General features: G+C 42.2%; 21 protein-coding genes. 11 read left to right on the top strand and 10 right to left on the bottom strand.

Features of this window, described 5'->3' with window-relative positions; all coding sequences use genetic code 11:
• Positions 1-6,901, top strand: a 6,901-nt coding sequence (locus P2W71_RS16810) for a gliding motility-associated C-terminal domain-containing protein (protein ID WP_276372452.1), incomplete at its 5' end; no start/stop codon positions are given.
• A 53-nt stretch (positions 6,902-6,954) separates the two neighbouring features.
• Here P2W71_RS16810 and P2W71_RS16805 read toward each other — a convergent pair.
• Both P2W71_RS16805 and P2W71_RS16800 read right to left on the bottom strand, forming a co-directional pair.
• Complete coding sequence (locus P2W71_RS16805; protein WP_276372451.1) at positions 6,955-7,353, bottom strand: four helix bundle protein; 399 nt, start codon at positions 7,351-7,353, stop codon at positions 6,955-6,957.
• Positions 7,354-7,523: 170 nt separating this feature from the next.
• Complete coding sequence (locus tag P2W71_RS16800; protein WP_276372450.1) at positions 7,524-8,531, bottom strand: acyl-CoA reductase; 1,008 nt, start codon at positions 8,529-8,531, stop codon at positions 7,524-7,526.
• A gap of 86 nt (positions 8,532-8,617) precedes the next feature.
• Here P2W71_RS16800 and P2W71_RS16795 point away from each other — a divergent pair, with 86 nt between their 5' ends.
• The gene (locus P2W71_RS16795; protein ID WP_276372449.1) at positions 8,618-8,977 is read left to right on the top strand and encodes a 4Fe-4S binding protein; all 360 of its coding nucleotides are present in this window, start codon (positions 8,618-8,620) and stop codon (positions 8,975-8,977) included.
• A 152-nt stretch (positions 8,978-9,129) separates the two neighbouring features.
• Here P2W71_RS16795 and P2W71_RS16790 read toward each other — a convergent pair whose 3' ends face one another.
• On the bottom strand, positions 9,130-10,035 hold the full coding sequence (locus P2W71_RS16790) for a DUF58 domain-containing protein (RefSeq protein WP_276372448.1): 906 nt from the start codon (positions 10,033-10,035) through the stop codon (positions 9,130-9,132).
• 157 nt (positions 10,036-10,192) lie between these two features.
• Between P2W71_RS16790 and P2W71_RS16785 the strand changes: the two genes are divergently transcribed.
• The 3 genes from P2W71_RS16785 (at position 10,193) to cas6 (ending at position 12,769) form a co-directional block, all read left to right on the top strand.
• Positions 10,193-10,549, top strand: coding sequence for a DUF3276 family protein (locus P2W71_RS16785; protein ID WP_276372447.1), 357 nt, complete (start codon positions 10,193-10,195; stop codon positions 10,547-10,549).
• Positions 10,550-10,748: 199 nt separating this feature from the next.
• Positions 10,749-11,846: a redox-regulated ATPase YchF gene (gene ychF / locus P2W71_RS16780; RefSeq protein ID WP_276372446.1), complete on the top strand. Its 1,098-nt coding sequence runs from the start codon at positions 10,749-10,751 to the stop codon at positions 11,844-11,846.
• Positions 11,847-11,968: 122 nt separating this feature from the next.
• Positions 11,969-12,769: a CRISPR-associated endoribonuclease Cas6 gene (gene cas6 / locus P2W71_RS16775; protein WP_276372445.1), complete on the top strand. Its 801-nt coding sequence runs from the start codon at positions 11,969-11,971 to the stop codon at positions 12,767-12,769.
• Here the strand turns inward: cas6 and P2W71_RS16770 are convergent.
• A complete protein-coding gene (locus P2W71_RS16770; protein WP_276372444.1) occupies positions 12,766-14,043 on the bottom strand; it encodes a DUF5103 domain-containing protein in 1,278 nt (425 codons plus the stop codon). The two genes, cas6 and P2W71_RS16770, sit on opposite strands and share 4 nt — an antisense overlap.
• A gap of 79 nt (positions 14,044-14,122) precedes the next feature.
• On the opposite strand from P2W71_RS16770, the gene P2W71_RS16765 reads away from it, so the two are divergent.
• Genes P2W71_RS16765 through P2W71_RS16750 form a run of 4 tightly spaced genes read left to right on the top strand, consistent with a single transcriptional unit; the run spans position 14,123 to position 18,219 of the window.
• A complete protein-coding gene (locus tag P2W71_RS16765) occupies positions 14,123-14,680 on the top strand; it encodes an RNA polymerase sigma factor (RefSeq protein ID WP_276372443.1) in 558 nt (185 codons plus the stop codon).
• Positions 14,661-16,241, top strand: coding sequence for a hypothetical protein (locus tag P2W71_RS16760; RefSeq protein ID WP_276372442.1), 1,581 nt, complete (start codon positions 14,661-14,663; stop codon positions 16,239-16,241). Before P2W71_RS16765 ends, P2W71_RS16760 begins: the two co-directional genes overlap by 20 nt.
• A 57-nt stretch (positions 16,242-16,298) precedes the next feature.
• Positions 16,299-17,642: a hypothetical protein gene (locus P2W71_RS16755; RefSeq protein ID WP_276372441.1), complete on the top strand. Its 1,344-nt coding sequence runs from the start codon at positions 16,299-16,301 to the stop codon at positions 17,640-17,642.
• Positions 17,643-17,661: 19 nt separating this feature from the next.
• On the top strand, positions 17,662-18,219 hold the full coding sequence (locus tag P2W71_RS16750) for a hypothetical protein (RefSeq protein ID WP_276372440.1): 558 nt from the start codon (positions 17,662-17,664) through the stop codon (positions 18,217-18,219).
• Here P2W71_RS16750 and P2W71_RS16745 read toward each other — a convergent pair.
• Positions 18,216-20,126, bottom strand: a complete 1,911-nt coding sequence (locus tag P2W71_RS16745; protein ID WP_276372439.1) for an ABC-F family ATP-binding cassette domain-containing protein — start codon at positions 20,124-20,126, stop codon at positions 18,216-18,218. The two genes, P2W71_RS16750 and P2W71_RS16745, sit on opposite strands and share 4 nt — an antisense overlap.
• A gap of 201 nt (positions 20,127-20,327) precedes the next feature.
• Here P2W71_RS16745 and P2W71_RS16740 point away from each other — a divergent pair, with 201 nt between their 5' ends.
• A complete protein-coding gene (locus P2W71_RS16740; RefSeq protein ID WP_276372438.1) occupies positions 20,328-21,539 on the top strand; it encodes a sorbosone dehydrogenase family protein in 1,212 nt (403 codons plus the stop codon).
• Between the two features lie 147 nt (positions 21,540-21,686).
• Here the strand turns inward: P2W71_RS16740 and P2W71_RS16735 are convergent, their stop codons facing one another.
• The 3 genes from P2W71_RS16735 to P2W71_RS16725 form a co-directional block, all read right to left on the bottom strand.
• Entirely contained in the window at positions 21,687-22,463 is a 777-nt protein-coding gene (locus tag P2W71_RS16735) for a DUF1080 domain-containing protein (RefSeq protein ID WP_276372437.1), read from the bottom strand.
• Between the two features lie 98 nt (positions 22,464-22,561).
• Positions 22,562-23,077 carry a hypothetical protein gene (locus P2W71_RS16730; RefSeq protein ID WP_276372436.1) on the bottom strand — a complete coding sequence of 172 codons (516 nt, stop codon included), beginning with the start codon at positions 23,075-23,077 and terminating at the stop codon, positions 22,562-22,564.
• Positions 23,077-23,613 (bottom strand): DUF2911 domain-containing protein, encoded by a 537-nt coding sequence (locus P2W71_RS16725; protein ID WP_276372435.1) that lies wholly within the window; start codon positions 23,611-23,613, stop codon positions 23,077-23,079. Before P2W71_RS16725 ends, P2W71_RS16730 begins: the two co-directional genes overlap by 1 nt.
• Before the next feature lie 155 nt (positions 23,614-23,768).
• Here P2W71_RS16725 and P2W71_RS16720 point away from each other — a divergent pair, with 155 nt between their 5' ends.
• Positions 23,769-24,251, top strand: coding sequence for a dCMP deaminase family protein (locus P2W71_RS16720; protein ID WP_276372470.1), 483 nt, complete (start codon positions 23,769-23,771; stop codon positions 24,249-24,251).
• Positions 24,252-24,350: 99 nt separating this feature from the next.
• On the opposite strand, the gene P2W71_RS16715 is transcribed toward P2W71_RS16720, so the two are convergent.
• Both P2W71_RS16715 and murB read right to left on the bottom strand, forming a co-directional pair.
• On the bottom strand, positions 24,351-24,659 hold the full coding sequence (locus P2W71_RS16715; protein WP_276372434.1) for a hypothetical protein: 309 nt from the start codon (positions 24,657-24,659) through the stop codon (positions 24,351-24,353).
• 1,095 nt (positions 24,660-25,754) lie between these two features.
• Positions 25,755-26,774: a UDP-N-acetylmuramate dehydrogenase gene (gene murB / locus P2W71_RS16710; protein WP_276372433.1), complete on the bottom strand. Its 1,020-nt coding sequence runs from the start codon at positions 26,772-26,774 to the stop codon at positions 25,755-25,757.
• Positions 26,775-26,862 lie beyond the last annotated feature (88 nt).

The following is a 26,862-nucleotide window of genomic DNA, read 5'->3' as shown; positions in this document are numbered from 1 at the left end:
AGCTAATCCTTCTGTCTGCGTTGGAAGTACATCAGCGAACTTATCGTACTCAGCAACGGCTGCGAGCCCCGATCAATATAGCATCAACTTTAATGCAGCTGCCGAAGCACAAGGTTTTGTGGATGTTGTGAATGCAGCTTTGCCAGCGACGCCCATTGTTATTACAGTACCTGGCGCTGCTGTTGCCGGAACTTATAATGCCACATTATCCGTCCGGAATAGTGTAACAGGATGTATTAGCACCAATAATAATATTAGTGTTACTGTCGTTGCCAATCCGACGATTACCCTTGGTGCAAATCCGTCGATATGCATTGGGAGCGCAACAGCGAACTTACCTTATTCTGCAACTACCGGTAGTCCAAATCAATATAGCATTGACTTTAATGCAGCAGCTGAAGGGCAAGGTTTTGTAGACGTATCAAACGTAGCTTTGCCTGCTAGCCCGGTCGTTATTACGGTTCCAGGAGCTGCTGTAGCAGGAACTTACAACGGAACATTAACAGTACGGAATACAGTAACAGGTTGTACAAGTATCTCTCAACCTATTAGTGTAACAATCAACCCGACGCCCACAATTACCTTAGGTGCTAATCCATCGGTTTGTACAGGCGCTACGGCGGCAAGCTTACCTTTTAGTGCTACCACAGGAACTCCCAACCAATATAGTATCAATTTCAATGCTGCTGCTGAAGCACAAGGATTTGTAGATGTGGTCAATGCTGCATTACCTGCAACACCTATTTCAATTACTGTACCTGGTGCGGCGGCCGCTGGTACTTATAACGCAACCATCACTGTTCGCAATAGTACAACAGGTTGTGTGAGTGCATCTCAACCCATTTCTGTTACAGTTGTCGCAAGTCCTACGATCACACTGGGAGCTAATCCTTCTGTCTGCGTTGGAAGTACATCAGCGAACTTATCGTACTCAGCAACGGCTGCGAGCCCCGATCAATATAGCATCAACTTTAATGCAGCTGCCGAAGCACAAGGTTTTGTGGATGTCGTGAATGCAGCTTTGCCGGCGACTCCCATTGTTATTACAGTACCTGGCGCTGCTGTTGCCGGGACTTATAACGCAACGCTTAGCGTCTTTAATTCGGTAACAGGGTGCTCAAGTCCTGCTCAAAATATAAGCGTCACACTGGTGGCGAACCCGTCGATTACGTTGGGTGCAAATCCGGCGGTATGTATAGGCGCAACCTCAGCAAATTTAACATACAGTGCGACGACTGGAAGCCCGAACCAATACAGTATAGACTTTAACGCAGCTGCGGAGGCTCAAGGCTTTGTCGATGTAACGAATCTAGCGTTACCCGCTAGTCCTATTGGAATCACTATTCCCGGCGGAGCGGTGGCAGGAACATATACTGCTACGTTAACCGTCCTGAACACTGTAACAGGATGTATCAGTACTAATCAAGCTATAAGCGTAACAATAGATGCTACGCCTACTATAACGCTCGGCGCCAATCCATCGGTTTGTCTTGGTAGCCCAACAGCTAACTTGCCATATACAGCAACAACGGGAACCCCAGACCAATATAGTATCGACTTTAACGCAGCAGCGGAAGCACAAGGATTCGTAGATGTAGTTAACGCAGCATTGCCAGCGACGCCAATTTCAATTACGATACCGGGCGCTGCAGTGGTTGGTGTTTATAACGCAACGATAACCGTAAGGAATAGCGCAGTTTCATGTTCAAGCGCAACACAACCCATTACAGTTACCATTGATGATGTTCCAAGCATAGCTGGAATCGTGGTAGGGTCTGTTTGTGCGGGAAGTACGTCTACGAACTTAAATTATACAACACTTATCGGTAGCCCCGATCAATACAGCATCGATTTTGACCCGACCGCGGAGGCCCAGGGATTTGTTGACGTAGTAAATACGGCATTACCTGCAAGTCCTATTGCCATTACGATCCCTGCTTTGGCTGGTGCCGGTAATTACAACGCAATTGTTACTGTTACGAACAGTTCTACCGGATGTCCTGGTACAGGGGTTCCTATAACGGTAACCATACTTGCAAATCCGACGATCACTTTAGGGCCAAGCCCAGAGGTATGTGCTGGGACAACGACCGCTGACTTAACGTATACGGCTACCACGGGTAGCCCGAATCAATACAGTATTAACTTTAACGCCGCTGCGGAAGCTCAGGGATTTGTCGATGTTGTTTTATCAGCTTTACCCGCGTCGCCAATCAGTATTACTGTTCCTGGTGCGGCTGCTACTGGTACGTATAGTGGAACATTGACGGTGTTGAGCACTAGCAGTACCTGTTCTAGTACATCGCAGCCAATTTCTGTTACCATTAATCCAAGTCCTACCATTACGCTCGGTCCGAATCCGACGGTGTGCTCGGGCCTTACTACAGTGGACTTAGGCTATACTGCCACTACTGGAAGTCCCACTCAATATGCGATTGATTTTGATCCCATTGCTGAGGCACAAGGATTTGTAGATATTGCCAATACAGCTTTACCTGCCAGTCCGATCGCGCTTACTGTTCCTGCAAGCGCAGCGGCAGCAATATATAATGCGACAATTACTGTTATTAATACAACTACTGGATGTGCAAGTTCAACCCAGGCATTTACAATCAGGGTTATCCAGAGTCCATCTGCTGCCATTTCAGGAAATGCTACTATATGCAATGGGGCTTCAACAAATATCACCATTACTTTCGTGGGTGACAGCCCTTGGGCTTTCAGATATTCTGACGGAACAACTACATCACCTTTGATTCCTTCGTTCTTCAGTACCATTAGTTTCCCTGTTAGTCCTTCAGCCACGACAACTTATACATTGGTTACTGTTTCTAACCTTTCCGGATGCCCAGGTACTGTGAGTGGAAGTGCGGTAGTTACCGTCAATCAAAACCCTCAAACCAATCTTCCCGTCGCAGTTACGTTGGATCCACTTTGCTCCGGTGGAAGCAGTGATATCACCGTAAGCAACTCCGAGGTCGGGGTAAGTTACCAATTGAGGAATGATGCGGATGATAGCCCCGTAGGCACCGCTGTTGTAGGAAATGGCGCAACCATTTTGTTGCCCACCGGCCCACTCGTTGCTACAACTACTTTCAATGTTCTGGCAACAGCTACTGGTTGTGCTTCAGTTGAATTGAATAATGTTGCCACTGTCAACGTATCGGGTGTCATTAACCCCAGCCTTGCCGTTACAGCATTGGCAAATCCGATATGTGAAGGAAATGCTACCATCATTCAGGTCACTAATTCTGAAAACGGTGTATTATACCAGCTGCGTGACGATTCCAACAATAATGCAATTGGTGCGTCCGTTGCCGGCAATGGTTCTACGATTGATTTGCCTACTGGAAACTTAACAGCAACCACGGTCTTCAACGTACTTGCAACAAATGGTTCTTGCTCGATCGAACTGACGGACATCGAGACGGTAAATGTTAATGTAAATCCTGATGCTTCTTTAGCAGTAGCAGTTTCCTTAGACCCTATTTGCGTAGGAGGTTCAAGCGATGTCACCGTTGCACTTTCTGAAACAGGCGTGAGCTATCAGTTAAGAAATGACGCAGACGATTCAAATGTTGGTGTAGCCGTACTCGGTAACGGTGGCACAATAAATTTGCCCACAGGTGTCTTAAATGCAACCACAGTATTTAATATTTTGGCAACAAGTGGCATTTGTCCTGCCGTTGAATTAACAGCTTTAGCAACAGTAAACGTTTCAGGTACGATCGATGCTTCCCTCGGTGTTACGGCAGCTGCGAGCCCGATATGTTCAGGCACGGGCACAAATATTCAGATTGCAAATTCAGAAAATGGTATATCGTACCAATTAAGAAATAATGCAGATAATAGCCCTATTGGTCTTCCAGTTGTTGGTACTGGTGGAAATATTGATTTACCAACAGGTAATTTATCAGCCACTACGACCTTCAACATTCTGGCGGGCAATGGAACATGCTCCATACAACTTACCGATACTGAAACCGTAGCAGTTGATGTAGCTCCAAGCGCATCACTAGCAGTAGGTACTACGTTAGATCCACTTTGCGGTGGTGGTATTAGTGCCATTACCGTTGCGCTGTCGGAAGTAGGAGTAACCTATCAGCTACGAAACGATGCTGACGATAGTAATGTAGGAGTTGCAGTCGCCGGCACGGGTGGCACCATAAACTTGTCAACAGGTGTATTAAATGCAACAACTACTTTCAACGTTTTAGCAAGCAGTGGCGTTTGCACAGCAGTTGAACTAACGCAACTCGCGACGGTCACTGTAGCGGGGAGTGTTAATGCGGCTTTAAATGTGACAGAGTCAGGAAGCCCTATTTGTGAAGGTACAGCTACCTTTATACAAGTAGAGCTTTCAGAGGTTGGTGTAAACTATCAGCTAAGAAACGATGCAACTGATACAAACATCGGAACTGCAATTGCTGGTACAGGAGGAACAATTAACCTTCCAACTGGAAATCTGACCGCAACCACCACCTTTAATGTAGTGGCAAGCAATGGAACATGTTCTATCGAATTGACTGATACGGAAACCATAACAGTAAGCCCTGCACCTGATTTAACATTAGCTGTGGCTCCAGCCTCCGGGTTAATTTGCCCTGGCGCTGCAACAAATATCATTGTCACTGCCTCGGAGTTGGGGGTGAGCTATCAATTGAGAAACAATGCCGATAATTCTTCCGTAGGCGGAGCAGTGGCTGGTACTGGTGGCAACATCAATTTACCAACTGGGAATTTATCAGCCAGCATAACATTTAATGTCTTTGCTACTGTTGGTACTTGCTCAGGACAGCTTATTGCTACTGCTTCCGTTGCTGTACGTCCAGTTGGTGATCCTGCCTGCGGACCGGGCGGTTCGGATTGTGCAAACTTTAGCGCAATCATCCCTACCATCGTCACACAGCCAAGCTGTAACGATCGTGACGCTGGTGAAGTTTCATTCAACATTGCGAGAGCAAATGGAACGCCTACAACTTTCCGTGTGATTTGGTCTTACAATGGAACAGATCAAACCAAATTTACTGCAAGCACAGTTTCATTTGACGACCTGAGTTCAGGTAACTATCAATATACAATCATTGACGAAGGCAATGGTAAAACCTGCGGACCGGTTGATTTCTTCTTAGATCTTAAAACGCAAGTAGAGATTCAAGCTAAACAGGTGCTTGCCAATGTTACTTGCTTTGAGGGCACCGACGGCAACGTTAAGCTTACCGTAGATGGATCTACGACCGGTGAATACTGGTATAAATATGTATTGGATGGACAGGAATCTATCGCACAGACTTTTACACCAGGCGCACCTCTACCCGGTGGATTACCCGCTGATGATAACGACTTTATTATTATCAAAGTAGACCAAAGCCCAGCGTTTGCCTGCCCTGATACTGTCATGGTCAGAATCAAACATACCTATGGAAAAATAGATTTTGCGGTGGCGTCTACAGAAGTTACCACCTGTAACGGTACGGATGGAGCAATTCAGGTTACTGGAATTACTGGCGGAAACACTACGACAACTGGACTTCAAATCCGATTAAAGAAAGAAGTGCCGTTAAGCACCGACCCTTCCGGATACATTGTAGTTGCGGATTATGAAACTGTAACTGCAGGTGCGAAGGAATACACAGATCTTTCGCAAGGAAATTATATCATCGATATTCAGGATGAGTCGGATTGTAGGCAAAGTAAACCAATCGCGATCCAGGCACCTGGTCAAGTTCCTCTTGCTGTAATTGATATGGTAGCGACCGACGCAAGCTGTGCCAATGAAGGTGCAAGCGGTACCATACAGGTCACAATCAATCAGCCAGGTATATATCAGGTTGCAGTCAGTCAAGACCAGGTAAACGTCCCTGCAGACGATCAGTTTGTGGCTTACAATTCACCAAGCTTACCGAACATTACGTTCAACAATCTTATCCGCGGAAGGTATTTCTTATATATCAAATCAAGCACAACGCAATGCCCTACACGCACAGACGTGATATCGATTGGTGGTGTGTTTGCAGTGAGTGACTTCGATGTGATTTCAAATTGCGAAAATGTGAACCTCACATTGAACAACATTACCGGACAGGAATCAACGCCGTTTGTTATAAGGGTGTTCAATAACAATGACAAGTTCTTTAAAATCGATAGCTTAACGGCGTCGGAAATTCCGTTGAGTAATGCTGTGTCATTTGTTTATTCCGCTCCATTGCAGCATAAATTCCTTACAGAACAAGGTACTTACCGTTTTGTGATGATTCAGAATCAGACTACAGGTTCAGGGACGTGTACACTGGTGTCGGATACTGTGGTTTATGATGTCAGAGAACAAATCGGAATTGTGCTGGGTAACGTGGTTCCTTCCTTCCCCGATCCTAAACGCACCGGAAGTATTGAAGTTGAGAATATTATAGGCGGCACCCGTTTTGTATCCGGTACGAATGAACTCTATTATGAAATTTCGCTTACCACGGCAGACGATGATATCGTAGTATTCGATTGGGCGCCTGCTAAGCTTAGCCCTCAGAATAAATTTTACGCTAAGTTCGATTACTTGTCACCGGGCGTTTATCGTGTGAAAGTCCGTGATGCCGGTGGTTGTATTAAAACGCAGGATATAGAAATTTCTCTGGACCCAAGTGTTTACGTTCCTAACATTTTTACACCTAATGAAGATGCTGTCAACGATGAGTTTGAAGTCTTGAACCTTCCATTACAAGGAAAACATGAACTGATCATCAGCAATCGGTGGGGTAACGAAGTATTCAAATCCAAAGACTACCGCGTAGGCAACTTCTGGAAAGCCGATGGCGCTTCTGACGGAATTTACTTCTATCGCCTTCAAGTAGAAGGAGGAGAGACGTATACCGGTTGGGTTGAGGTGTTGAGAGGGAATAAGCCTTAGGGAGTGGTGAAAGGTAATCTGTTATCAGGTAATCAGGAGGGCGGATGTCAACGTTATTGATCACCGGTTCTGGGGTTTTGGGTGCAGAAGGACGCTGATTTACTGATCATTGAATGGAGCATTCTTCCAATTGAAGCATACTGTGATAGCAATATGTGGGCTTCATCTGTAGAAAAGTATGATGCATCTAGAGCTGTTTCTATCCAATGTTGGGTTTCTAACTGTTCGCCATCTGCATCTGTAAGCTTGCTAACGAAATGTTTTTCATATTTTCGTTTAGCCCACGCCTCAGCAATTTGCGCACCTATGGATCGGGAGGAACGCCTGATCTGATCCGTTAATGAATACATCTCTTCTTTAGGAAACTTTTTCGTGGCTTCAAAAATATCTTTCGACAACTGTCTTGAAAGTCTATACACTTCCAAGTCTCTAAAACTTTTGACATACTGCATTCAATAAATATTTACACAACGTTTTTATAAAGGTAATTGATAACTTTCGTGACGCATAATTCTTGGATTAAATCGTTTCAAATGCGAAGATTTTTGAAGCACCCCTGATTACAAACTGGGCGTTGCGGCTACCGACCCGATCACCCGATTACTGAATACCCTATTACCTTTTAATCCAACCCTCTCAAAAAAAACATCACATCAATCCCATCCGCATAATCATTCAACCCCGGACACTGCGCTTCACCAAATTTTACGGTGGCTGGTAAAAAATTCCCGACGATGCATTGAAGTTTGTCTTGAACGGTGTTGAGCTTTCTGCTAAGATCTTCCTCAGCATTATAATATTCATAATACAAAACAGCGATTGGAGAGACCAACCTTTCGCTCTCTTGGAGCAACACAAAACCAGTATCGAGATAGGGGATAGTGGCTACGAGAAGAACGGTTCTCTGATAGTGATAATTGTTGTGATATTTGTGATGCATATCCAGGTCTTTATATACCTGCCAACTTTTAAACAGACGCTGAAAATCATAACCCCGCGGCACGTAAAGTTTAGAGACGTTTCGACAGCCTAAACCGAAATAGCTAAATACATCTTTGCCTAATTTTTCTAAATCCTTTTCATCCTCGTGTCCATTTAAAATAGCAACAGAGGTTCGGTTCTTACGGATGATGTGAGGGTATTTGCCAAAATAATATTCAAAGTATCTGGAGGAGTTGTCGCTACCGGTGGCGATAACAGCATCGAAGTCTTTTAGACGCTCAGTATAGATGATCTTGTCAGCAAATCCCGGGTTGATGGCTGCTAGTTTGTCGGTAATGATTCGTAGCAAGATGGAATCTTTTGAACTTGGTTTGATGAGTGCAATATCTCCATTGATTAAGACGCACAGCAAATCATGAAACCCTACCAATGGAATGTTTCCTGCCATAATAAGTGCAACGATTTTTGGACTTCGGGTCACCAGGGGATATGCCGAAAGCCATGATCGAAGTTTTTTTTCATCGAGAAAGCTGACGATTCCACTAACGGCCATTCGTAAATTGGACTCCGTAAACCATGCATTTTCGATGCGTATGCGTTCTGCTAACGTTTTAAACTTTTCTTCCGGCAGCGATTCGATAAATTCACCTAACTGGACGAAGGCCTCAATCCTTTCTTCAATATTCATGTTGATTAAACTTTTAGAAGCGCGTGTCCGTTAAGATTGTTTGATGTATTTTTGTGTTATAAAATTGGTTCAAAAATAGGAAAAGCATGGCAATAATGATTACGGATGAATGCATCAATTGCGGTGCATGCGAGCCGGAATGCCCTAATACAGCTATTTATGAAGGAGGCCAGGAATGGAACTGGGCTGGGGGCACTAAATTGGAAAAAGTTGAATTAGAAGATGGAACGGCTGTCGATGCGAAAACGCCTCAAGCTCCCGTATCTAATGAATTTTATTATATCGTAACCGGAAAATGTACTGAATGTACCGGTTTTCATGAAGAGCCCCAGTGCGCTGCCGTTTGTCCCGTAGACTGTTGTGTACCTGACCCTGACAATGTAGAAGAGAAAGAAGAACTTCTTGCTAAGAAGGCTTGGCTTCATCAGGAAGTGGTACAGGAGTAAAGGTATTGGTAATCGGGTATTCGGTGGTAACGTATCCGCTGGATAGTTGGTAATTTCCAACGACCCGCTATACTAAATTTTGCGTCACAAAGTGCCAGGAATAGTGGTTATAATTCCCTGCGTATTGCTTGCCATTCACGCTATAGCCTCCCTTATCGCATCCTTCCCCTTTTGATCAAATACGTTTGAAGTATCAGGTTAAAATCACTCTGCGTATCGGCTTCAATAAAATCAATTTTATATTGGTTGCATTTAAGTTTTAACGCTTTGTGGAAATGATCGGCGGATGCTTTGTAACTTTCTTTTACATCACCCGGATTTAATTTTAACCGTTCCCCGGATTCCAGATCCACGAATTCCATTGGACGATCGTCAAAATCAAAATACAATTCTGTTTTGTTGTCCATCACATGGAAAACAATTACTTCATGTTTATTGTGTTTCAGATGTTGTAAAGCCCTGAACAGGTCATCCGTATTTTCCGCGTTGTCAAACATATCGCTGAAGATGATGACCAGCGAACGTTTATGAATTTTCTCCGCGAGTTCATCCAACACTTTTGCTACGTTGGTTTTCTTCGGAGTGGTTGCCTGTGTATCTATATCATTCAGTGTTCGAAAAATTTTATCGAGGTGGCTAGACGTAGACTTAACAGAAGTGAGGGTTTGAATCTCATTCGAAAACAAGCACAATCCGACAGCATCGCGCTGCCTGTGCAGCAAATAGCCTAACGCGGCAGCAGCAAATTTCGCGAACCGGATTTTTCCTTTTGTTTGCACCGGATAATACATAGAAGACGAAGTGTCTATGGCGATCAAACACCGGAGGTTAGTTTCCTCTTCATAACGTTTGGTGAAAAGCCGGTCTGTTCTGGCATAAACCTTCCAATCTATATGGCGGGTGCTTTCTCCTTCGTTGTGCAAACGATGTTCAGCAAATTCAACAGAAAAGCCATGATAGGGAGATTTGTGAAGGCCGGTGATGAAACCTTCGACTAGCTGGCGCGCCAATAACTCAAGGCTGGCACTCTGTTTTATATCGTTTTGTGTTATTTTCACTTTTTATAAAAGAGGGTTTTTAACGTTTTTTAAAGGGTTTTAGTATTGTCACACAGGTAATAAAAAATATTTAAATACACAGTTATTTGCAATCCTTTTCCAAAATACTACCTTAGACTAAACCAAACTTAAATCTAACCTTAAAATTTGAAGGATTGTGGAAGAAAACAAGACAAACGGCAGGGACGAAATTTACTCAGAGAAAGTAAAAGCCGGCAAAAGAACTTACTTTTTTGACGTTAAGTCTACCAGGTCCAACGACTATTACTTAACGATCACAGAAAGCAAAAAGCGTTTTAAAGAGGATGGATTTACGTACGAAAAACATAAGATTTTTTTGTACAAAGAGGATTTTAACAAATTCCTGGAGGCCCTCTCCAATACGGTAAATCACGTAAAGAATGAGCTGATGCCGGGTGTTGATTTCACGCAGTTCGATCATTCCCATGAGCGGGAAGAGGCTGAAGCTACAACCGGCAAAAACGGATTGGATACCGATCTTAAATGGGAATAAAATTTTAACGAGACCACACTACCTAATCTAAATCTATAAAAGGCCCCTGAGAAATCGGGGGCTTTTTTGTTGCTGTTTCATGTTTGGCAGCATCTCTTTTAAGTGCCCTCTGAAATTAACTACATCCTTCACGGGATGATAGACGATCGACCATGGACTTTTTTTATATTTGCGCCCTTAAATCAGAATCATCACCTATATGGGACTTAAGTGCGGAATAGTAGGACTACCGAATGTTGGAAAATCTACCTTGTTTAATGCGATATCAAATAATAAGGCGGAGGCGGCTAACTTTCCCTTTTGTACCATCGAACCCAATGTTGGTGTTATCTCGGTGCCGGATAACAGGCTAAAGATCCTTGAAGCCCTGGTAAAACCTCAGCGGGTACTGCCCACCACGATAGAGTTTGTTGACATCGCAGGATTGGTGAAGGGTGCCAGCAAAGGAGAGGGATTGGGTAACCAATTCCTGGCAAACATTAGAGAAGTTGATGCCATCGTTCACGTTGTAAGATGCTTTGAAGACGACAATGTTGTTCACGTTGATGGCAGAGTTGATCCGGTTTCCGACAAGGAAATAATCGATACCGAACTCCAGTTAAAAGATCTTGAATCGATTGATAAAAAGATTTCCAGGGTAGAGCGAGCAGCAAAAAGTGGTGACGCCAAAATGAAAAAAGAACTCAGCGTTCTTCAACAATTTAAAGACGTGTTGTCGTCAGGAAAAAATGCCCGCACCTTGGTTGTAGATGAAGAAGCAAAAAATGCCATTGCAGATCTACAGCTGTTAACTGCCAAACCGGTTATTTACGTTGCCAACGTTGATGAAGGTTCCCTTCATACAGGCAATAAATATGTTGACGCCCTTAAAGCGCATGTTAAAGATGAAAATGCTGAAGTGGTGATTATCAGTGCTGCTATAGAAGCCCAAATAGCGGAACTCGAATCAGAGGAGGATCGACAGGTATTCCTTCAGGAGTACGGTTTAAAGGAGTCGGGACTTAATAAACTACTCAGTGCTTCCTACCATCTATTGGATCTGATCACTTATTTCACGGCCGGAGAGAAAGAAGTAAGGGCCTGGACGATAAAAAAGGGTTGGAAAGCACCTCAGGCAGCGGGTGTAATTCATACGGATTTCGAGAAAGGATTTATTCGGGCAGAGGTTATTAAGTTATCTGATTATCAGCAATATAAGACTGAACAGGCGTGTAAGGAAGCAGGTAAAATGGGCGTGGAAGGGAAAGAATATGTCGTAAATGATGGGGATATCATGCATTTTCGATTTAACGTATAAAGATTCCACAAAATGCGTTAGAACGTTTAGGATTTTTTATTAGTTTTATAAACTGCTCATATTCAGTATTCAGCAGGTTTTTAGCTGTGGTATTTTTTTAACCCCACTTAACTTTTTTGGGTTTGAGAACCAGAATTATTTTTTCACTTAAGAACCGGGGGGCGTACGTTCCATTTCACCATCAATATCTGTTAGCTCAGGTAATAAAAGGTTTGCTGATGTTCGGCCCGCAGAAGGAGTTTTTGGATTTTAACCAATACAACTTTTCTGGATTAAAAGGTCAAACAAAAGTAAGTCGTAAAGGACTTCATTACTTTTCTGCGAAAGTAACGTTGGTATTTTCCTGTTCTGATCAACGCTTCCTCGAATATTTTCTGGCAAGGGTCTTAGAACAAAAAGAAATCATCGTCGGCAACCTCCACCTCATACCGGAATCAACCGAAGTAGAAGAGCCGGTAAAAATTACAGATGAGTCACGCTTTTTATGCATATCACCGATCGTCGTCATTCCGGCCGCATTTAATGATGATTCCAGTAAGAAATTTGTGTCTCCGGAAAGCGATGAATTTTCGGATTTGCTTTATGAATCCACATTAGGAAGGATGGAGGCCACGGGGAAATATACGGCAGAACAACTTACCTCATTTTATAAATTTCAACTCGTCGCTGATCATGAATACATTCAACGTATTCAAGCCTCGCATAAGAAATTTGCGCGAATCTATCCGCTCTTTGACAATGACGTAAAGTTTGAAGTGAGAGGTTATACGTTTCCGTTCATATTGTATGCCGCTCGCGAAGTGCAGGAGTTTATATATGAGAACGGGCTCGGATATTTTACGCACAAAGGATTCGGTATGCTAGATGTGGCGAATAACGATTCTATCCAGCGTACGCCGCAGCACGATGTAAATTACGCTTAACGCGGATTTTTGTCCAGTCGTAAATACCCGATAAGCAGGTCCGCTCTTGGTTGATACGGCCGGTGGTAGACAAATATTTCGTAGTAATTCTCCGTTTCAAAATGGCTTCCTTCAAAATGGTAATACGGGAGTTCGGGAGACTTCACAACATATTGATAATCATACCATCCTTGCTTCAATAATAATCTTGAGGTATAGATATTTTGAGTCGTGTCATACGCCATTTTATTTTCCTCATTCAAGTTCCAATTGTGAAACGCACCTGTGACATAAACGTCACCTTTAACCCGAGGGCTAGCTAACGCAAAGTTTACATTCACATAATTCGTAAAGGCGAGATCCCGATAATCAAGATTGTCAATATTGAAGCTGCCGTTCAAGTCATCGTATTGGCTATACGCTTCGTCCGCTCGTGATTTGTCTTTAGCGATATACACTTCGAATGGCTTTGTGGTTTTGGTGACATACGCTACATTCCGGCCGGGATAATTCAGCGAGCGCAAATCAAAAAAGCGAAATTCACTTCCTCCACTGAACATCTTCGACTCCTCAAAAAAACGATACTCCAGCTCTTTTTCAATTTCACGGACAAAACTAGGTTTAACGTCCCTGATCACGTTGTCCCATCGATGGTTTTGGGCGATGTTAACATGAACATCTAACATCGGATTGAGGATATTTAAGTTTTTATAGTCAATGGTAAAATTCAGTTGCTGATTTAGATTAGCGATGTTTCCCGCGCCGATCAAATTTCCTTCACGTGTAAATGTTACTTGATTCGTATAAACCATAAAGCGCTTGGTGAGAATAATGTCTTCTTTGTTACTACCGCGATATACCAATAAGACGTAGTTGCCGGGTAATTTTACCGGCGGAACATTAAACCAGTAATGCACGTAAGGAATATGGGTATCTACTGAAAACTCGTTATTTGTTATAGGAAACTCATTATATAATGTCATGAAGTCCAGATCCTGAAGATCTGATTTCGTCCAATCGTAATTGCAATGGATGACCTTTGCATAATAAGTATCCCGTTGGTTCCGAAGGTCGTCAAACTCCAGCATCAGATCCCATTTTCCAAGTGCTGTAACCGCAGGCTGTATAGGGCCGTTCTGAGGATGTAATTGGATTGTCTTTATCTCGGGTTCATATGCTATATCGATAAGTTTCAAGGCTTTAGGATTGCTTTCGGAATTCACCGAACTTTGTGCGATAGGCGTACATGACCCGGCTAACAGCACTATAGAGAGGTATAAAAACACGTATTTCATGATGCGAAGATAGGATCATTTCCAACCTTTTTAAGTGCGACCGTGTCTAACATGCAAAACGACAGCTTAAACCCCATTCATGCTCAGTGAGGACGAGCTAATAGAAGGATGCCGTAAGGGAAACAGGGCTTCACAAAAGGCTTTGTATGAACGCTATTGCCGTAAAATGCTGGTAGTATGTCTTCGGTATTCCAAAACCACCGCTGAAGCTGAGGACACCTTGCAAGAAGGCTTTGTGAAAGTTTTTAATGGCATAAAAGACTTTCGCCAGGAATCAAAACTGGAAACGTGGATTACCCGGATCATGGTAAACACAGCGCTCAATGTGCAACGCAGAAAATTATATCTCTATCCCATGGTTGATGTTCAGGAGGTTAATCTTCCTGATACCGAGCTGTCTGTTTCGGGTATACATTTCAGTCAGCTGCTGGAGATGATTCAGACATTACCCCACGGCTGCCAGATCGTATTTAATTTATTTGCGATAGAGGGGTTTAGCCACAAGGAAATTGCTGAACAGTTGGGTATCTCCGAAGGTACATCCAAATCACAATATGCCAGGGCTAAGAGCTTGATGCAAGCCAAGTTATTAAAGGAATCAACGTATTATGAAAGATATGGAGAGGCGAAAATTTGAGGATTCATTCCAGGAGGCGTTTAAGGATGCTGAAGTTAATCCTTCGGAGAACGTATGGACTAACATTGAACTGGATCTTGAGAAAGCCGAGGGAGGAAAAATGAAGCGGAGACTTCTGTTTTTTCAGACCCTTGCTGCTGCTTCTGTTGTATTTGCGCTGAGTGTGGCTGGTGTAGGATATTTAATGCTTAAGGATTCAAACACCACTGAAACTATTGCAAAGACCGGTACCAACGCATTGCCTGGACGAAACCTAACAACTGAAGAAGAAGCCCCACATCAGAAAGATATCGATGGTCAGGATACTGGCTTAGCGAAAGGAAAGGTCAATGATCAATTGGACAATGCTGCGAAATCCCCGGTAACAAAAAGAGACCTGAATGAAACCTCATCTTCGCAGCAGCAACTGGCACTTGGAGAAGCAGCGAATTCGGAAGGAAAAGCTACTGAACAATCACGTTTAGACAATCAAAAAGATCCGACAGCATTTACTCCTGCAGTCGAAAATGAAAGCGGAGAAAATGCTGTCAACGAGAATTTGGCTGCTTTTGACCGAAAAGAACAAACCTCCAGTGTTACTGTGGTTAATAAAGATAACAAGTCCATTGCCAATACTTTACCGGATGAAAAATCACAGACTACTTTAACTCAAAAAAACAATCTTGTTGGTGTTAAGCCCGAGCGTCCGCTTCCCGCTTTCTATGAACCCAAACAACCAGAACTTCAGCTCCCCGTTTCAACAGCTGACCCCGGCATGTTATTGCTTGCTAAATTAGATGCAGAAGAAAAGAAGTACGCCAAGGAAGAAAAAAGGCAGCAGAATAAATCTGAAAAACTGTGGACGTCGGTAGGGTTTGCAGCTGGTGCATTTAATGCTAATAATCCGAGCATTTCCCCCGTTCCTTCCAATAGCTACTATTCCCTGAATGTTGCTAATACAGCATCAAAACAATCCAAGGCTTCAGGTTCGGCGTACTCTGTTGGTGTTAGTATAGGAACCAAACTCTCGGAACGGTGGGTGCTGCAAGGCGGCGTCAACTATTTGACACAATCCTCAGACTACACTGCTAACAACGTGGTGGTTATGGGCGGCAACTTTGACGCACCCAAGGCTGAGTCACTAAATGCTTTCAACTCCCAGTTAGCGGATGCATCTGCACAAACCAGGGTAGCGCAAACATATCCGTACAATGTAAATAATAGTGTGCGGTTTGTGAGCGTTCCCCTCCAGGCTGGTTACCTTATTCTTAATAAGAAATTTGGAGTTCAGCTAAACGCCGGTGTATCGACGGATCTGTTTCTGCAAAATACAATCACTCCCGACGGCGGTGGTTTATCTAAGACGACGCAAGGCCGAGGTGATGATTCCCCTTATCGTTCGCTGAACTTTAGTGGATTGATGGGAACAGAATTAAGCTATAAGTTGGGTTACCGTTACAGAGTTTCTGTTAATCCGGGACTTCGCTATCCTTTTAGTTCTGTATATAAATCGGCGACCGGTGTTGATGCCACACCACTTACCTTTGATGTCGGTTTAAGATTCCGTTACATTTTTCACTAGGCTTTCCAACTTTCAATCTGCTGCCGCTGTCTAAGCATTCAAATAACCTACCGTTATATGGATACCTTAGAGAATCGATTACAAAAGAGGATGCATGTTTCCCTCTATGCGCTGCTCTTCCTGACGATACTTTTGGCGATAAGTGTTCTTTTGGAAAGTTGTACGGATAAATGTGAAATCAAAAGTCAATACGTTTATCTTGAACCGGTATACACAACCGTCGATGAACTCAGGGCGAGTATTAATCTTTCAGCTCCTGAACCCATTAAAGCGGTAGGTAAGATCTATCTGAAAGACAATTTTTTATTTGTGAATGAACCGGGCAAAGGTATTCACATCATTGATAACCACGATCCAGCACATCCGAAGCCTAAAAGTTTTCTTAAGATCCCGGGTACTTATGACATGGCTGTCAAGGGGAACGTCCTCTATGCAGATAGTTATGTCGATTTAGTTGCCTTTAACATCTCTGACATAAATACTATTAAAGAGACCGGGAGACTTGAAGGCGTTTTCAAAAACTATAGAAGTTTTGGAATGCCAACCGACGTGAATTGTTGTGTCGTTACCGACTGGACTCAAAAACAAGTTGTTGAATTATATGAATCAGATTGTGATGTCAACATGCAGCCATGGGGGGGCGTTTACTATGAAGATGGTATAGCAGTGCGTATGGACATGGTTGCAAGCTTCAGTTCAAAGGCCGCTGTCACCCCAGGTTCTGGCTCTGGACCAGGTGTCGGCGGCTCTTTGGCTAGGTTTACGATCAGTGGTGATTATCTATACATGCTGGACGGCAGTGACCTGCAAGTCGCAGATATTACGAACAACAATAACCCTGTGGCTAAGGGCAGGTCTGTATTAGCCTGGGATATTGAAACCATTTTTCCATATAAAAATAATTTGTTCATTGGTTCCGCCAGTGGTATGCACATCATGGACATTTCATCACCGGAGACTCCAGTGAAGTTAAGTACTTATGCGCATGTCAGAAGCTGTGATCCGGTAGTAGTGGATGATAACTATGCTTATGTAACGCTTCGCTCGGGAAATATGTGCCAGGGCAATAACAATCAACTTGAAGTGATTGATATAAAAGATCTAAGTTCTCCCACGCTTTTGAAAGCATATCCAATGACTAACCCCCATGGACTTGGTATAGACAATACGACGCTGTTCGTCTGTGATGGTGATGACGGGCTAAAAGCATTCAATGCTTCTGATATCAACGCTATCGACAAAAATTTGTTAGCACATTATAAATATATCAATGCGACTGATGTTATTCCCCACAACAATACTTTGATCATGATAGGAGAGGACGGCCTGTTTCAATACGACTATACTAGTCCCACAAGTATTAAATTGTTAAGTACGATTGCAATACAGCATGAGAACTAGCCTTGTAACCCTAGCTTTCATGATCACTGGATTTTCGTTGTCTGCGCAGACCGAGACAATTGAAACATCCGAAAACAAACCGAGATACTTTAATAACTTTTTAGCCGGCGCACTACTGGGCGAAGAAGGGAAGGGGACCGGCGTTTCACTTTCAACGACTCATGGTGTCCGTTTAAAAAGATGGACTCTTGGGGCTGGCGTTGGCTTCGATTCATATCTAAATTGGAAAGCAGTTCCTGTGTTCGGTAGTATTGGATTTGACTTCGCAAACATTAAACGCAATGCTGTTTTCCTACAGTTCAACGCCGGCTATTCCAATGCCAGAATCGTCAACAGAAATAATCAGCAATGGGTCTCGGATTATAGAGATTATGGGAGTGAAATGATTTCTTCGCTGATCGGGTATCGGATTGCCGCAGAGAAATTCAGTTTATATATTATGGCGGGGCATAAATTTCAACGCGCGCATTATTCCTACAATCCCGAACCATGGCGTAGTTCGTATCCAGCAACAAAGATTAGCGTGGAGGAAAATATGAACAGGTTAGTAGTGCAGATCGGATTTGGACTCCACTAATGCTTATTCAACTCATCAATCGCGGTAGCGATGTGTTCCCATTTGTCGTTCACTTCTTTTAATTCCTTTTCCACTTCATTAAAAGTTTGCTGAACCTGTTGCAGCTTTTCAAAATTTCCGAACACTTCAGGCTTAGCCATCTCGGTTTCCAAAGAAACTTTTCTTTCTTCAAGCGATCCTATTTTTACCTCAATATCCTTCAGGTCCTTTTCCAGCAGCTTTAACTTATTATCATTTTTTGGTGGTGCTGGTGTAGCATCTTTCGGCTTCTTATCTTTTTTAGGTGGCTCTGCCTGGCTAATGCCGTCTACTGCATTTTTCTTTCTCCAATATTCATATTCATCGTATGTGCCAGGATATTCTTTTATCTTTTTGTCTTCTATGTACCAGATTTTGTTTGCGATCTGGCTAATGAAATGTCGGTTGTGGGAAACAACAACAAAGCTTCCTTTATATTGTTGAAGGGCTTGTATGAGGATGTTTTCCGAAATAAAATCCAGGTGATTCGTAGGCTCATCCAACAATAAGAAGTTCGCTTCGGATATCAAAGTTTTCGCAAGTGCTACACGCGATTTTTCTCCTCCAGAAAGTACTTTGATTTTCTTAAATACATCTTCGTCGGAAAACAAAAAGCATCCTAGGACGCCTCGCAGTTCTTGTTCCGACTTCCCGGAGCCCGCCTGCTTGAGTTCTTCCAAAATTTCATTTTCAACGTGCAAAGATTCCAACTGATGTTGCGCATAAAAAGCCTGGATTACATTGTACCCAATAATACGTTCTCCATCTACAGGCTCGGTATTTGAAATAATTCTCAGCAAAGTTGATTTACCCTTACCGTTAGCACCAATCAGCGCGATTTTGTCACCACGTTCAATGGCAACAGCAGTATCTTTCAAAATTTCCAGCGGACCATACGCTTTAGAAACATTGTTCAGCGTGACAATAAACCTGCCTGGTTGCTGATTGAACTTGAATTTAAAATTCACAGCAGCAGTATCGTCTACCACTTCTTCAATCATGTCCATTCGTTCGAGGGCTTTTACTCGTGATTGAACTTGTTTCGATTTTGTTGCTTTTGCTCTGAAGCGTTCAATAAACCGTTCCGTCTGCCGTATTTTTTGTTGTTGATTTTCGTAAGCGTTCTGCTGAATTTCCTGACGCAACTCTTTCTCTTGTAAATAGTAACTGTAGTTACCCTCATAGGTGACGAGTTGTTGTTGGGTAACATCAACGGTTTTCGTTATGACATTATCCAGAAATGTTCTGTCGTGAGAAACCACCAATACAGCGCCATCATAATTCCGAAGGTAATTTTCAACCCATTCAATTGAAGGCAAGTCCAAGTGGTTGGTGGGCTCATCGAGCATGAGAAGGGAAGGTTTTTCCAATAGGAGTTTGGCTAACATAACACGCATTCGCCAGCCTCCTGAAAATTCCCGAAGGGGACGGTGAAGATCTGCCGTAGCAAATCCAATTCCCTCCAGCACTTCTTCGGCTTTGGACTGAATGGTGTATCCTCCGAGATGTTCATATTTTTCCTGGAGCTTCGAGAGCTTGTCAACCAGACTGTCAGAATATTCAGTCTCAAGTTTTTTAATAACAACCTCAATTTGTCTTTCGATATTAACCACTTCCTTAAAAGCGCCCATCGCCACGGTTAAAATCGAGTCGTCGGATTGATAGGAAAGCAAATCCTGATTAAGAAAGCCAATCGTACAGTCCCCACTCTTACTTATCGACCCCGCGTCCAACGTCAATTCGCCATTAATTAATTTTAGTAAAGTCGATTTACCCCTTCCATTCAGGCCAATGAGACCTATTTTATCATTTGGTTTAATAAACATGCTGGCATTTTCGTACAACGCCCGACCGCCAATGAAGTATGATATGTTTGATACTGAAATCATGGGCGCAAAATTAACGGATTTGGGTGATTTTTAGGCGTCAAAAAGTTTTTAAAACGATCTTAAGACTCGCTTTAACCATTTATGGAATGATGTGTTTTTGTAAGTTGTTAATGCCTTACATTTCCGCTACAAGTCAATATTCGTCCTTTCTTTAATTTTGTTACTAAATTGATTTCCGATTAAAAGAGATAAACCCTGACTATGAATACATTAAAATCGATTCCTGTTATGATGCTAGCATTTGTGCTGGCCTGTAGTAACACAAAAACACCTGATGACTCAACTTCAGATTCAACCTCAGCATCGGCTACGGGCCACAATGCCGCTAACGACGAAGGAGGTGAAGCCGCAATTACTGACTATGCGAAAACGCTTCCTCTGGATAAAATTAAATTGCCTGCCGGGTTTTCTATTGATGTCTATGCTGAAGTAGAGAATGCACGTTCCATGGCATTGAGCCCTTCGGGCGTAGTATATGTAGGGAATAAGGATAAAGACAAAGTGTATGCGGTAAAAGACACAAACGGTGATTTTAAAGCAGATAAAAAGTGGGTACTGGCTTCTGGATTGAATATGCCGAATGGTGTAGCATTTAAAGATGGAGACTTATACATAGCAGAGGTTAGCAAGATCTCGAAGATTGCCGGTGTGGAATCAAAATTGGGCAATCCTCCAGCACCTACTACAGTAAAGGATGATTATCCAACAGAGACGCATCACGGATGGAAGTACATTGCATTCGGTCCTGATGGAAAGCTATATGTTCCAGTTGGAGCGCCATGCAATATCTGTGAATCAAAAGACGAAGTGTATGCCAGCATTACACGGATTAATCCGGATGGGTCTGCGCGCGAAATATTTGCGAAAGGTGTTCGTAACTCTGTTGGTTTTACATGGCATCCGGAAACAAATGAGTTGTGGTTTACTGATAACGGTCGCGATATGCTCGGAGATGATGTACCTTCTTGCGAGTTAAATAATGCATCGAAAGCAGGAATGCATTTTGGTTATCCGTACTGTCATGAGGGCTCTATCAAAGATCCTGAGTTCGGAAATAAAAGAGCATGTTCGGAATTTACACCGCCTGCCGATAAACTTGGACCTCACGTTGCGCCCTTGGGCCTGAAATTTTATAATGGCAATATGTTTCCTGCAGCGTATAAGAATCAGCTGATTGTCGCAGAACATGGATCCTGGAATCGGTCAAAAAAGAGTGGATACAATTTAAGCCTGGTGAAGATGAGTGGCAATAATAAAGTTACGAGCCATGAAGTATTTGCCAGCGGGTGGCTGGATGACGCCACCCAAAAAGTTTGGGGGAGACCTGTCGACGTGCTGTTACTTCCCGATGGATCAATGCTTGTTTCAGATGATCAGGCAAATGTGATTTACAGAATTACTTACAAGGGTTGACCTCCACCAAATTATTGATCAGCCATTTTAGGTAGCCCAGGCGTTGTTGATGATGCGAAATATTAAGTCTGAAACATAGCCATAAAAAAACACTCAATATTCAAACTCCATGCGAATTGAATATTGAGTGTTTTCTTTTGTACGATGTTACTTCAATTCCCTTAACCAGATGTTACGGTAGCTGATCGGCTCACTTGGATCGCCATGATCTTGTAGTAAGATTGGGCCAGGACCATGTTTCTTATAGGATGGTTGTCCGCGATAAGTAGTTTCTCCTTTTATCTCCACATTATTTTGTACCAAAACGCCATTATGGAATACAGTAATTCGTGCAGGGCTTTTTAATGAACCATCATCATTAAAACGAGGTGCAGTCCAGACTACGTCATAAGTCTGCCACTCGCCTGGTTTCCTGGAAGCATTGGCCAACGGAATATGTTGTTTGTAAATACTTCCTACCTGGCCATTCACATAAGTTTTGTTGTTGTAACCATCCAGGACTTGAAGTTCATATCCGGAATCACCTTGACCGGTAGCTGCAAAGAAAATCCCGCTGTTACCGCGAGCTTGTCCTGATCCTGTAATGTTCGCGGGAATACGATACTCAAGATGAAATTGATAGTCTTCGAATGACCGTTTAGTGCGGATGGGGCCTGTTCCTTTTTTTACGGTAATTATACCGTCACTTAAAGTCCATTTTGCAGGACCTGTTGGTTCTTTAGGTGACATCCATTCATCAAGATTCTTTCCATTAAATAATATAATGGCATCAGATGGCGGCTCACCTGCTTTCGCGGCGGGCGAAACAAGTTTAGGTACAGGTTCCCAGACTTCTGTCAGTTCTGGTTTCGGTAAGTTATCATCTTGCGCAAAGGTAGCAGTCGTTGCCATGATACATGCTAAGATTATGAAGGACGTTTTCATGTTTTATAGTGTTGAAGTGTTGAAGTTCGAAGTGTTGAAGTTACTGGTAATTTTCATGGTGGTGTACTATCTCTTTTTCGCTAAAGTGTTTAGAGTTATCAAAAGTCATCGGCGATATCGTCCACCTTTTTACTCTTATCATCACGCATCATTTTGTGTACACCGTACGAAATATATAACATCCGAAGTTGACGTTTATTTTCTGCACTAAATTTTAGAATTAGATTGTCAGTCTTCCAAAAGTAGGTTTCATTTTTCATGTCGTAATCCGATTTACCATAAAGTGATTCCAGTGCTTTCATCAAACGTTCATCTTTATCGGTGATGACATTGATTTCATAAATAAGATCCTTATAGGTCTTTAGTTCCACCTTGTAAATTTTGACTTCGCCAATTTTTTCGTAGTCCACATTTTCCACTTCATAAAGCTTGGCGGGGAATTCGTCTCGCTCTTTAAATTCTTTCTTGAGTTTAAAACCCTTTACAGAATCAATAGATGTTCCAAGTTTGATGTCCTTGAAACCATTACGTTTGTCGAGTTCCGATAAACCCTGACCGAAGCAAGTCGACACCCCAAAAAAAACTAGTGAAAGAAATCTAAGTTTATACAGCATCAATTAATAAACTTAATAGGAATCGAAATTTTAGTTTTATCCCAATAAAGCAAAAGATCGGCCACTTCGTTCCGATGATCAAATTGCATGGTAAATGATTCATAAACCATATCCGTAGTCGTCACGGGAACATCAAAACGCATAACATCGAGCTTGGAATTGTAATTGTAAGCACCCCATAGTCCAACTTCGCTATTTATTATGACTGTCCATTTATCTTTTTGAGGAATGGTAAATAAAGAATAGGTTCCTGCCTTTAATAATGTGCCGTTAATCTGGATGTTTTTTGTTGTCGTTATTTCAGTGGCCTCATTGGCTCCTGTACGCCACACTTGATCGTACGGAACAAGTTTGCCAAAAATGTCTCGATCTCTTTTCTGTGGCTGTGAGTAGGTGATTTTTATATATGCATCTTTATATCGGATAGCAATAATGGCAATCGGACTCGGACGTGGTTTCACTGGTTCCTGACCAAATATGTCCGGCATGGCACACACCATCAGAAGCATGAGTATGAAAGAGTTTCGTTGTATCATGATGTTTTAAAGATAGTAATTTGTGACAATCTACTGATGTTGCACGACTTGCAATTTCTAAACCACGCGAGAGTAGGATGGAAAGCGAAGAATCTGTTTATACCGGATTTTTTATTCGCTATAAGACTTATAACTTCGAAACTTTATTAACAATTATGGATCGCCCGGCATTTGATGATATATATATGGAGTTGGCGGTAAATTTAGCCAGACGTTCTCATTGTATTAAGCGGCATGTTGGTGTGGTGCTGGCAAAAGACACTCGAATTATTTCGATTGGCTATAATGGTCCACCTCCGGGTACACACAATTGCGATGAGGAGTGGCCGGAGATTGGCTGTCCCCGCGATTCTAAAGGAGGATGCTCATTAGCGATTCATGCCGAGCAAAATGCGATATTGTATGCCGTAAAAAATAATGTATCAGTAGAAGGTGCTACGCTATATACGACCCTTTCACCTTGCCTTGCCTGTGCGCGAATTATTTTTACCATGCGTATAACAAGAGTGATCTTCTTAAAGTCATACGCCGAACATAAAGGTATACCTTCGGATGAAGGCGTAGATTTTTTAAGAAAGTTTGGAGTAACTGTTGACCGATATATTGGCCAACTCAGTAATGTTACGCATATGATCTGACCACCCAAGGGCAATTCTATCCCTTTTCATCCGTGGTGATGATCCAGATGTGAATTATTATTTTGCGAAAAACGAAATGATCAGTCCGCCACAGGCGGATTATTGAATTACCTTTTCTAAATCACTGATTAATTTAGCGGTAACGCCTTTATTGTTTTTATTTTCTTTAAATACAGCAAGTGCGCGTCGTGCCATTTCGTATAAGCCAATGGGATTCTTATCTGCTTTGTAGCTGCCGATGCACCATTCTAAGTCAGCCTGAAGTTGATTGTCAAGTCCGAGAGTTTTCAATTTCTCTAACGCAGCTTCTGTAGTTTTTACTACTGGATTTGATTCGGAAACCGTCGTTGTTTTTGTTGCTCGTTTTGCTGGAGCTTTGCTTGCAGTTTTTGTTGCTGTTTTAGCCATAATAGTGTGGGTTAATTTTTTTTTTCGAAAGTTACGTGTGTTAAGTCGGTAAGACAAGTGGTTGATTTATATAATTTTATGCAACCGAATGAAGTACCCTAAGTGTTAAACAGAAATTTTGTACTACGGTTTAAAAAATGTCGCGGTGGTGAAATGTTGTTGTGAAGAAGTCTATGGTCCAAGTCTACCTGCTGTATCTGGTGAATTAGTTTCCGTTGAATATATAGTAAGTCGTCTAGATCCTCGTGTCCAATATTGGAAATGGCGACGGGCTTAGGTAAGCATCAATAGAACCGAGCGACACATATCAAGGACTAACGATAATTAGTTGTTACCGTCAAGTTCGCGAAGGCTGTTCATCAGCCAACATAAGTTCAAGCTGAACTAAACGATGGCTCGACTTTTTTGTAGGAATAAGGAAAAGATGTTGAACAATGGTTCGATGCATGTTCACTGCGAGCCAATTTCTACCAAAGGATCCACTTGATATTGAAAGCGTATTTATAAACCCGAATAAGATTCACTTGTTTGTTTTCGTCGACTTGCTACGGATAGTAGTAAGCGTTATCTCGATATACGGCAATCATTCATTTCGTAACCGAGGTTTCATCTGCTGAGTAATCACACCTCACCCTAAAGTAAGTCCGACGCGCTCTGAGAAATGAAACTCCTTGCACTATGTGAATATGCGATGCCTTGAAGAAATGTTTGAGGAGGTATTGTTTGGAAGTTATCCGGAGTGAGGTTCCCGTTATTAAGGAAGGTAATTGAAATTAGGTGATGATGTTGACTATTCAAGGAGAGCGAAGTGGTATAAAAAACGAAAGGGAAGTAAATCTAATTTACTTCCCCTCGCAAAGTTTCCTTAGGCCTTGCCTAATTACTTCTTCTTTTTAGCGGCCTTCTTAGCAGTTTTCTTTGCTGCTTTCTTTGCTGCTTTCTTCGCTGTTTTTGCCATAGCGTTTTTTATTTTTGTGTTAAACGATACGAAAAGTTATAACAAATATTTTATTCGCAAAAATTTTTCGCAAAAAATTTTTCATTCAGCGTTTTTTTTCGGATCATAAAAAAAGAAGAAGTGATCAACTTCATGACTTATATTACATTCACTTCTGCTTGAAGAGTGATGTTAAATTTTTCTTTCACACTCTCTTTAATCTTCATCGCGAGCTCCCAAATTTTTTCTCCTTTACCTCCACCGTAATTCACTAACACGAGTGCTTGATGTTGATGAACACCGATGTTGTCAAAAGTTTTTCCTTTCCATCCGCATTGTTCAATCAACCACGCCGCAGGAATTTTTACAAGACCATTTGTTGATGGATAAGATGGAAGCGATGGAAAATCCTTCTTAATAAAATCCATTAAATCAGCTTGTATTGAAGGATTTTTAAAGAAACTTCCAGCATTACCGATGCGTGTGGGATCAGGTAATTTGTTACTACGAATGTAAATCACGGCATCACTAATTGCTTTGAGTGATAAATTTTTTGCGCCAAGTTGTTTCAATGTTTCATCAATAGCACCATAACTAACATTGAATTGATGATCTTTTTTTGTGAGTTGAAAAGTAACACTTGATATCAAAAATTTGTCTTTCAATTCTTGTTTAAAGATGCTTTCGCGATAACCAAACTTGCAGCTTTCGTTATCGAAATATCTTACATCACCTGTGCTGATTTCGACTGCCTCAACACCCAAAATATTTTTTTTTATTTCTACCCCATATGCACCTATATTTTGCATCGGAGCAGCTCCAACCGTACCTGGGATGAGTGAAAGGTTCTCGATGCCACCATAATTTCGATCCACACAATACATCACAAACGCATGCCAATTCTCTCCGGCGCCGACACGTAAAGTGACAGTTGAATCATCTTCACGGACAATTTCTTTTCCATAGATCTCTACTTTGATGACTAATCCGTCAAAATCTTTTGTCAGGAGTAGGTTACTTCCGCCGCCGAGGATAAAATATTTTTCTTTTTTAAAAATTTCAGATGCAAACAGGCTCTTAGCTTCTTCAACCGACTTGATTGTTGTAAAATATTTAGCTGTTGCTTGTATTCCGAACGTGTTGTAGGGAAAAAGATCTACATTTTGTTGGATCGTCATGAGAATAATTTAACGGATGTTAATAACGCGAAGGTATTGAGTGATCAGGAAGGCGCCAAAGGATCGACATGATGCATAAAAAAATAAA

Origin of the sequence: Chryseolinea sp. H1M3-3 (genome assembly GCF_029360725.1) — a bacterium.
Classification (GTDB): Bacteria; Bacteroidota; Bacteroidia; order Cytophagales; family Cyclobacteriaceae; genus Chryseolinea.
Note: the sequence above shows the minus strand (reverse complement) of the source record. Positions and strands in the feature narration are given on the sequence as shown.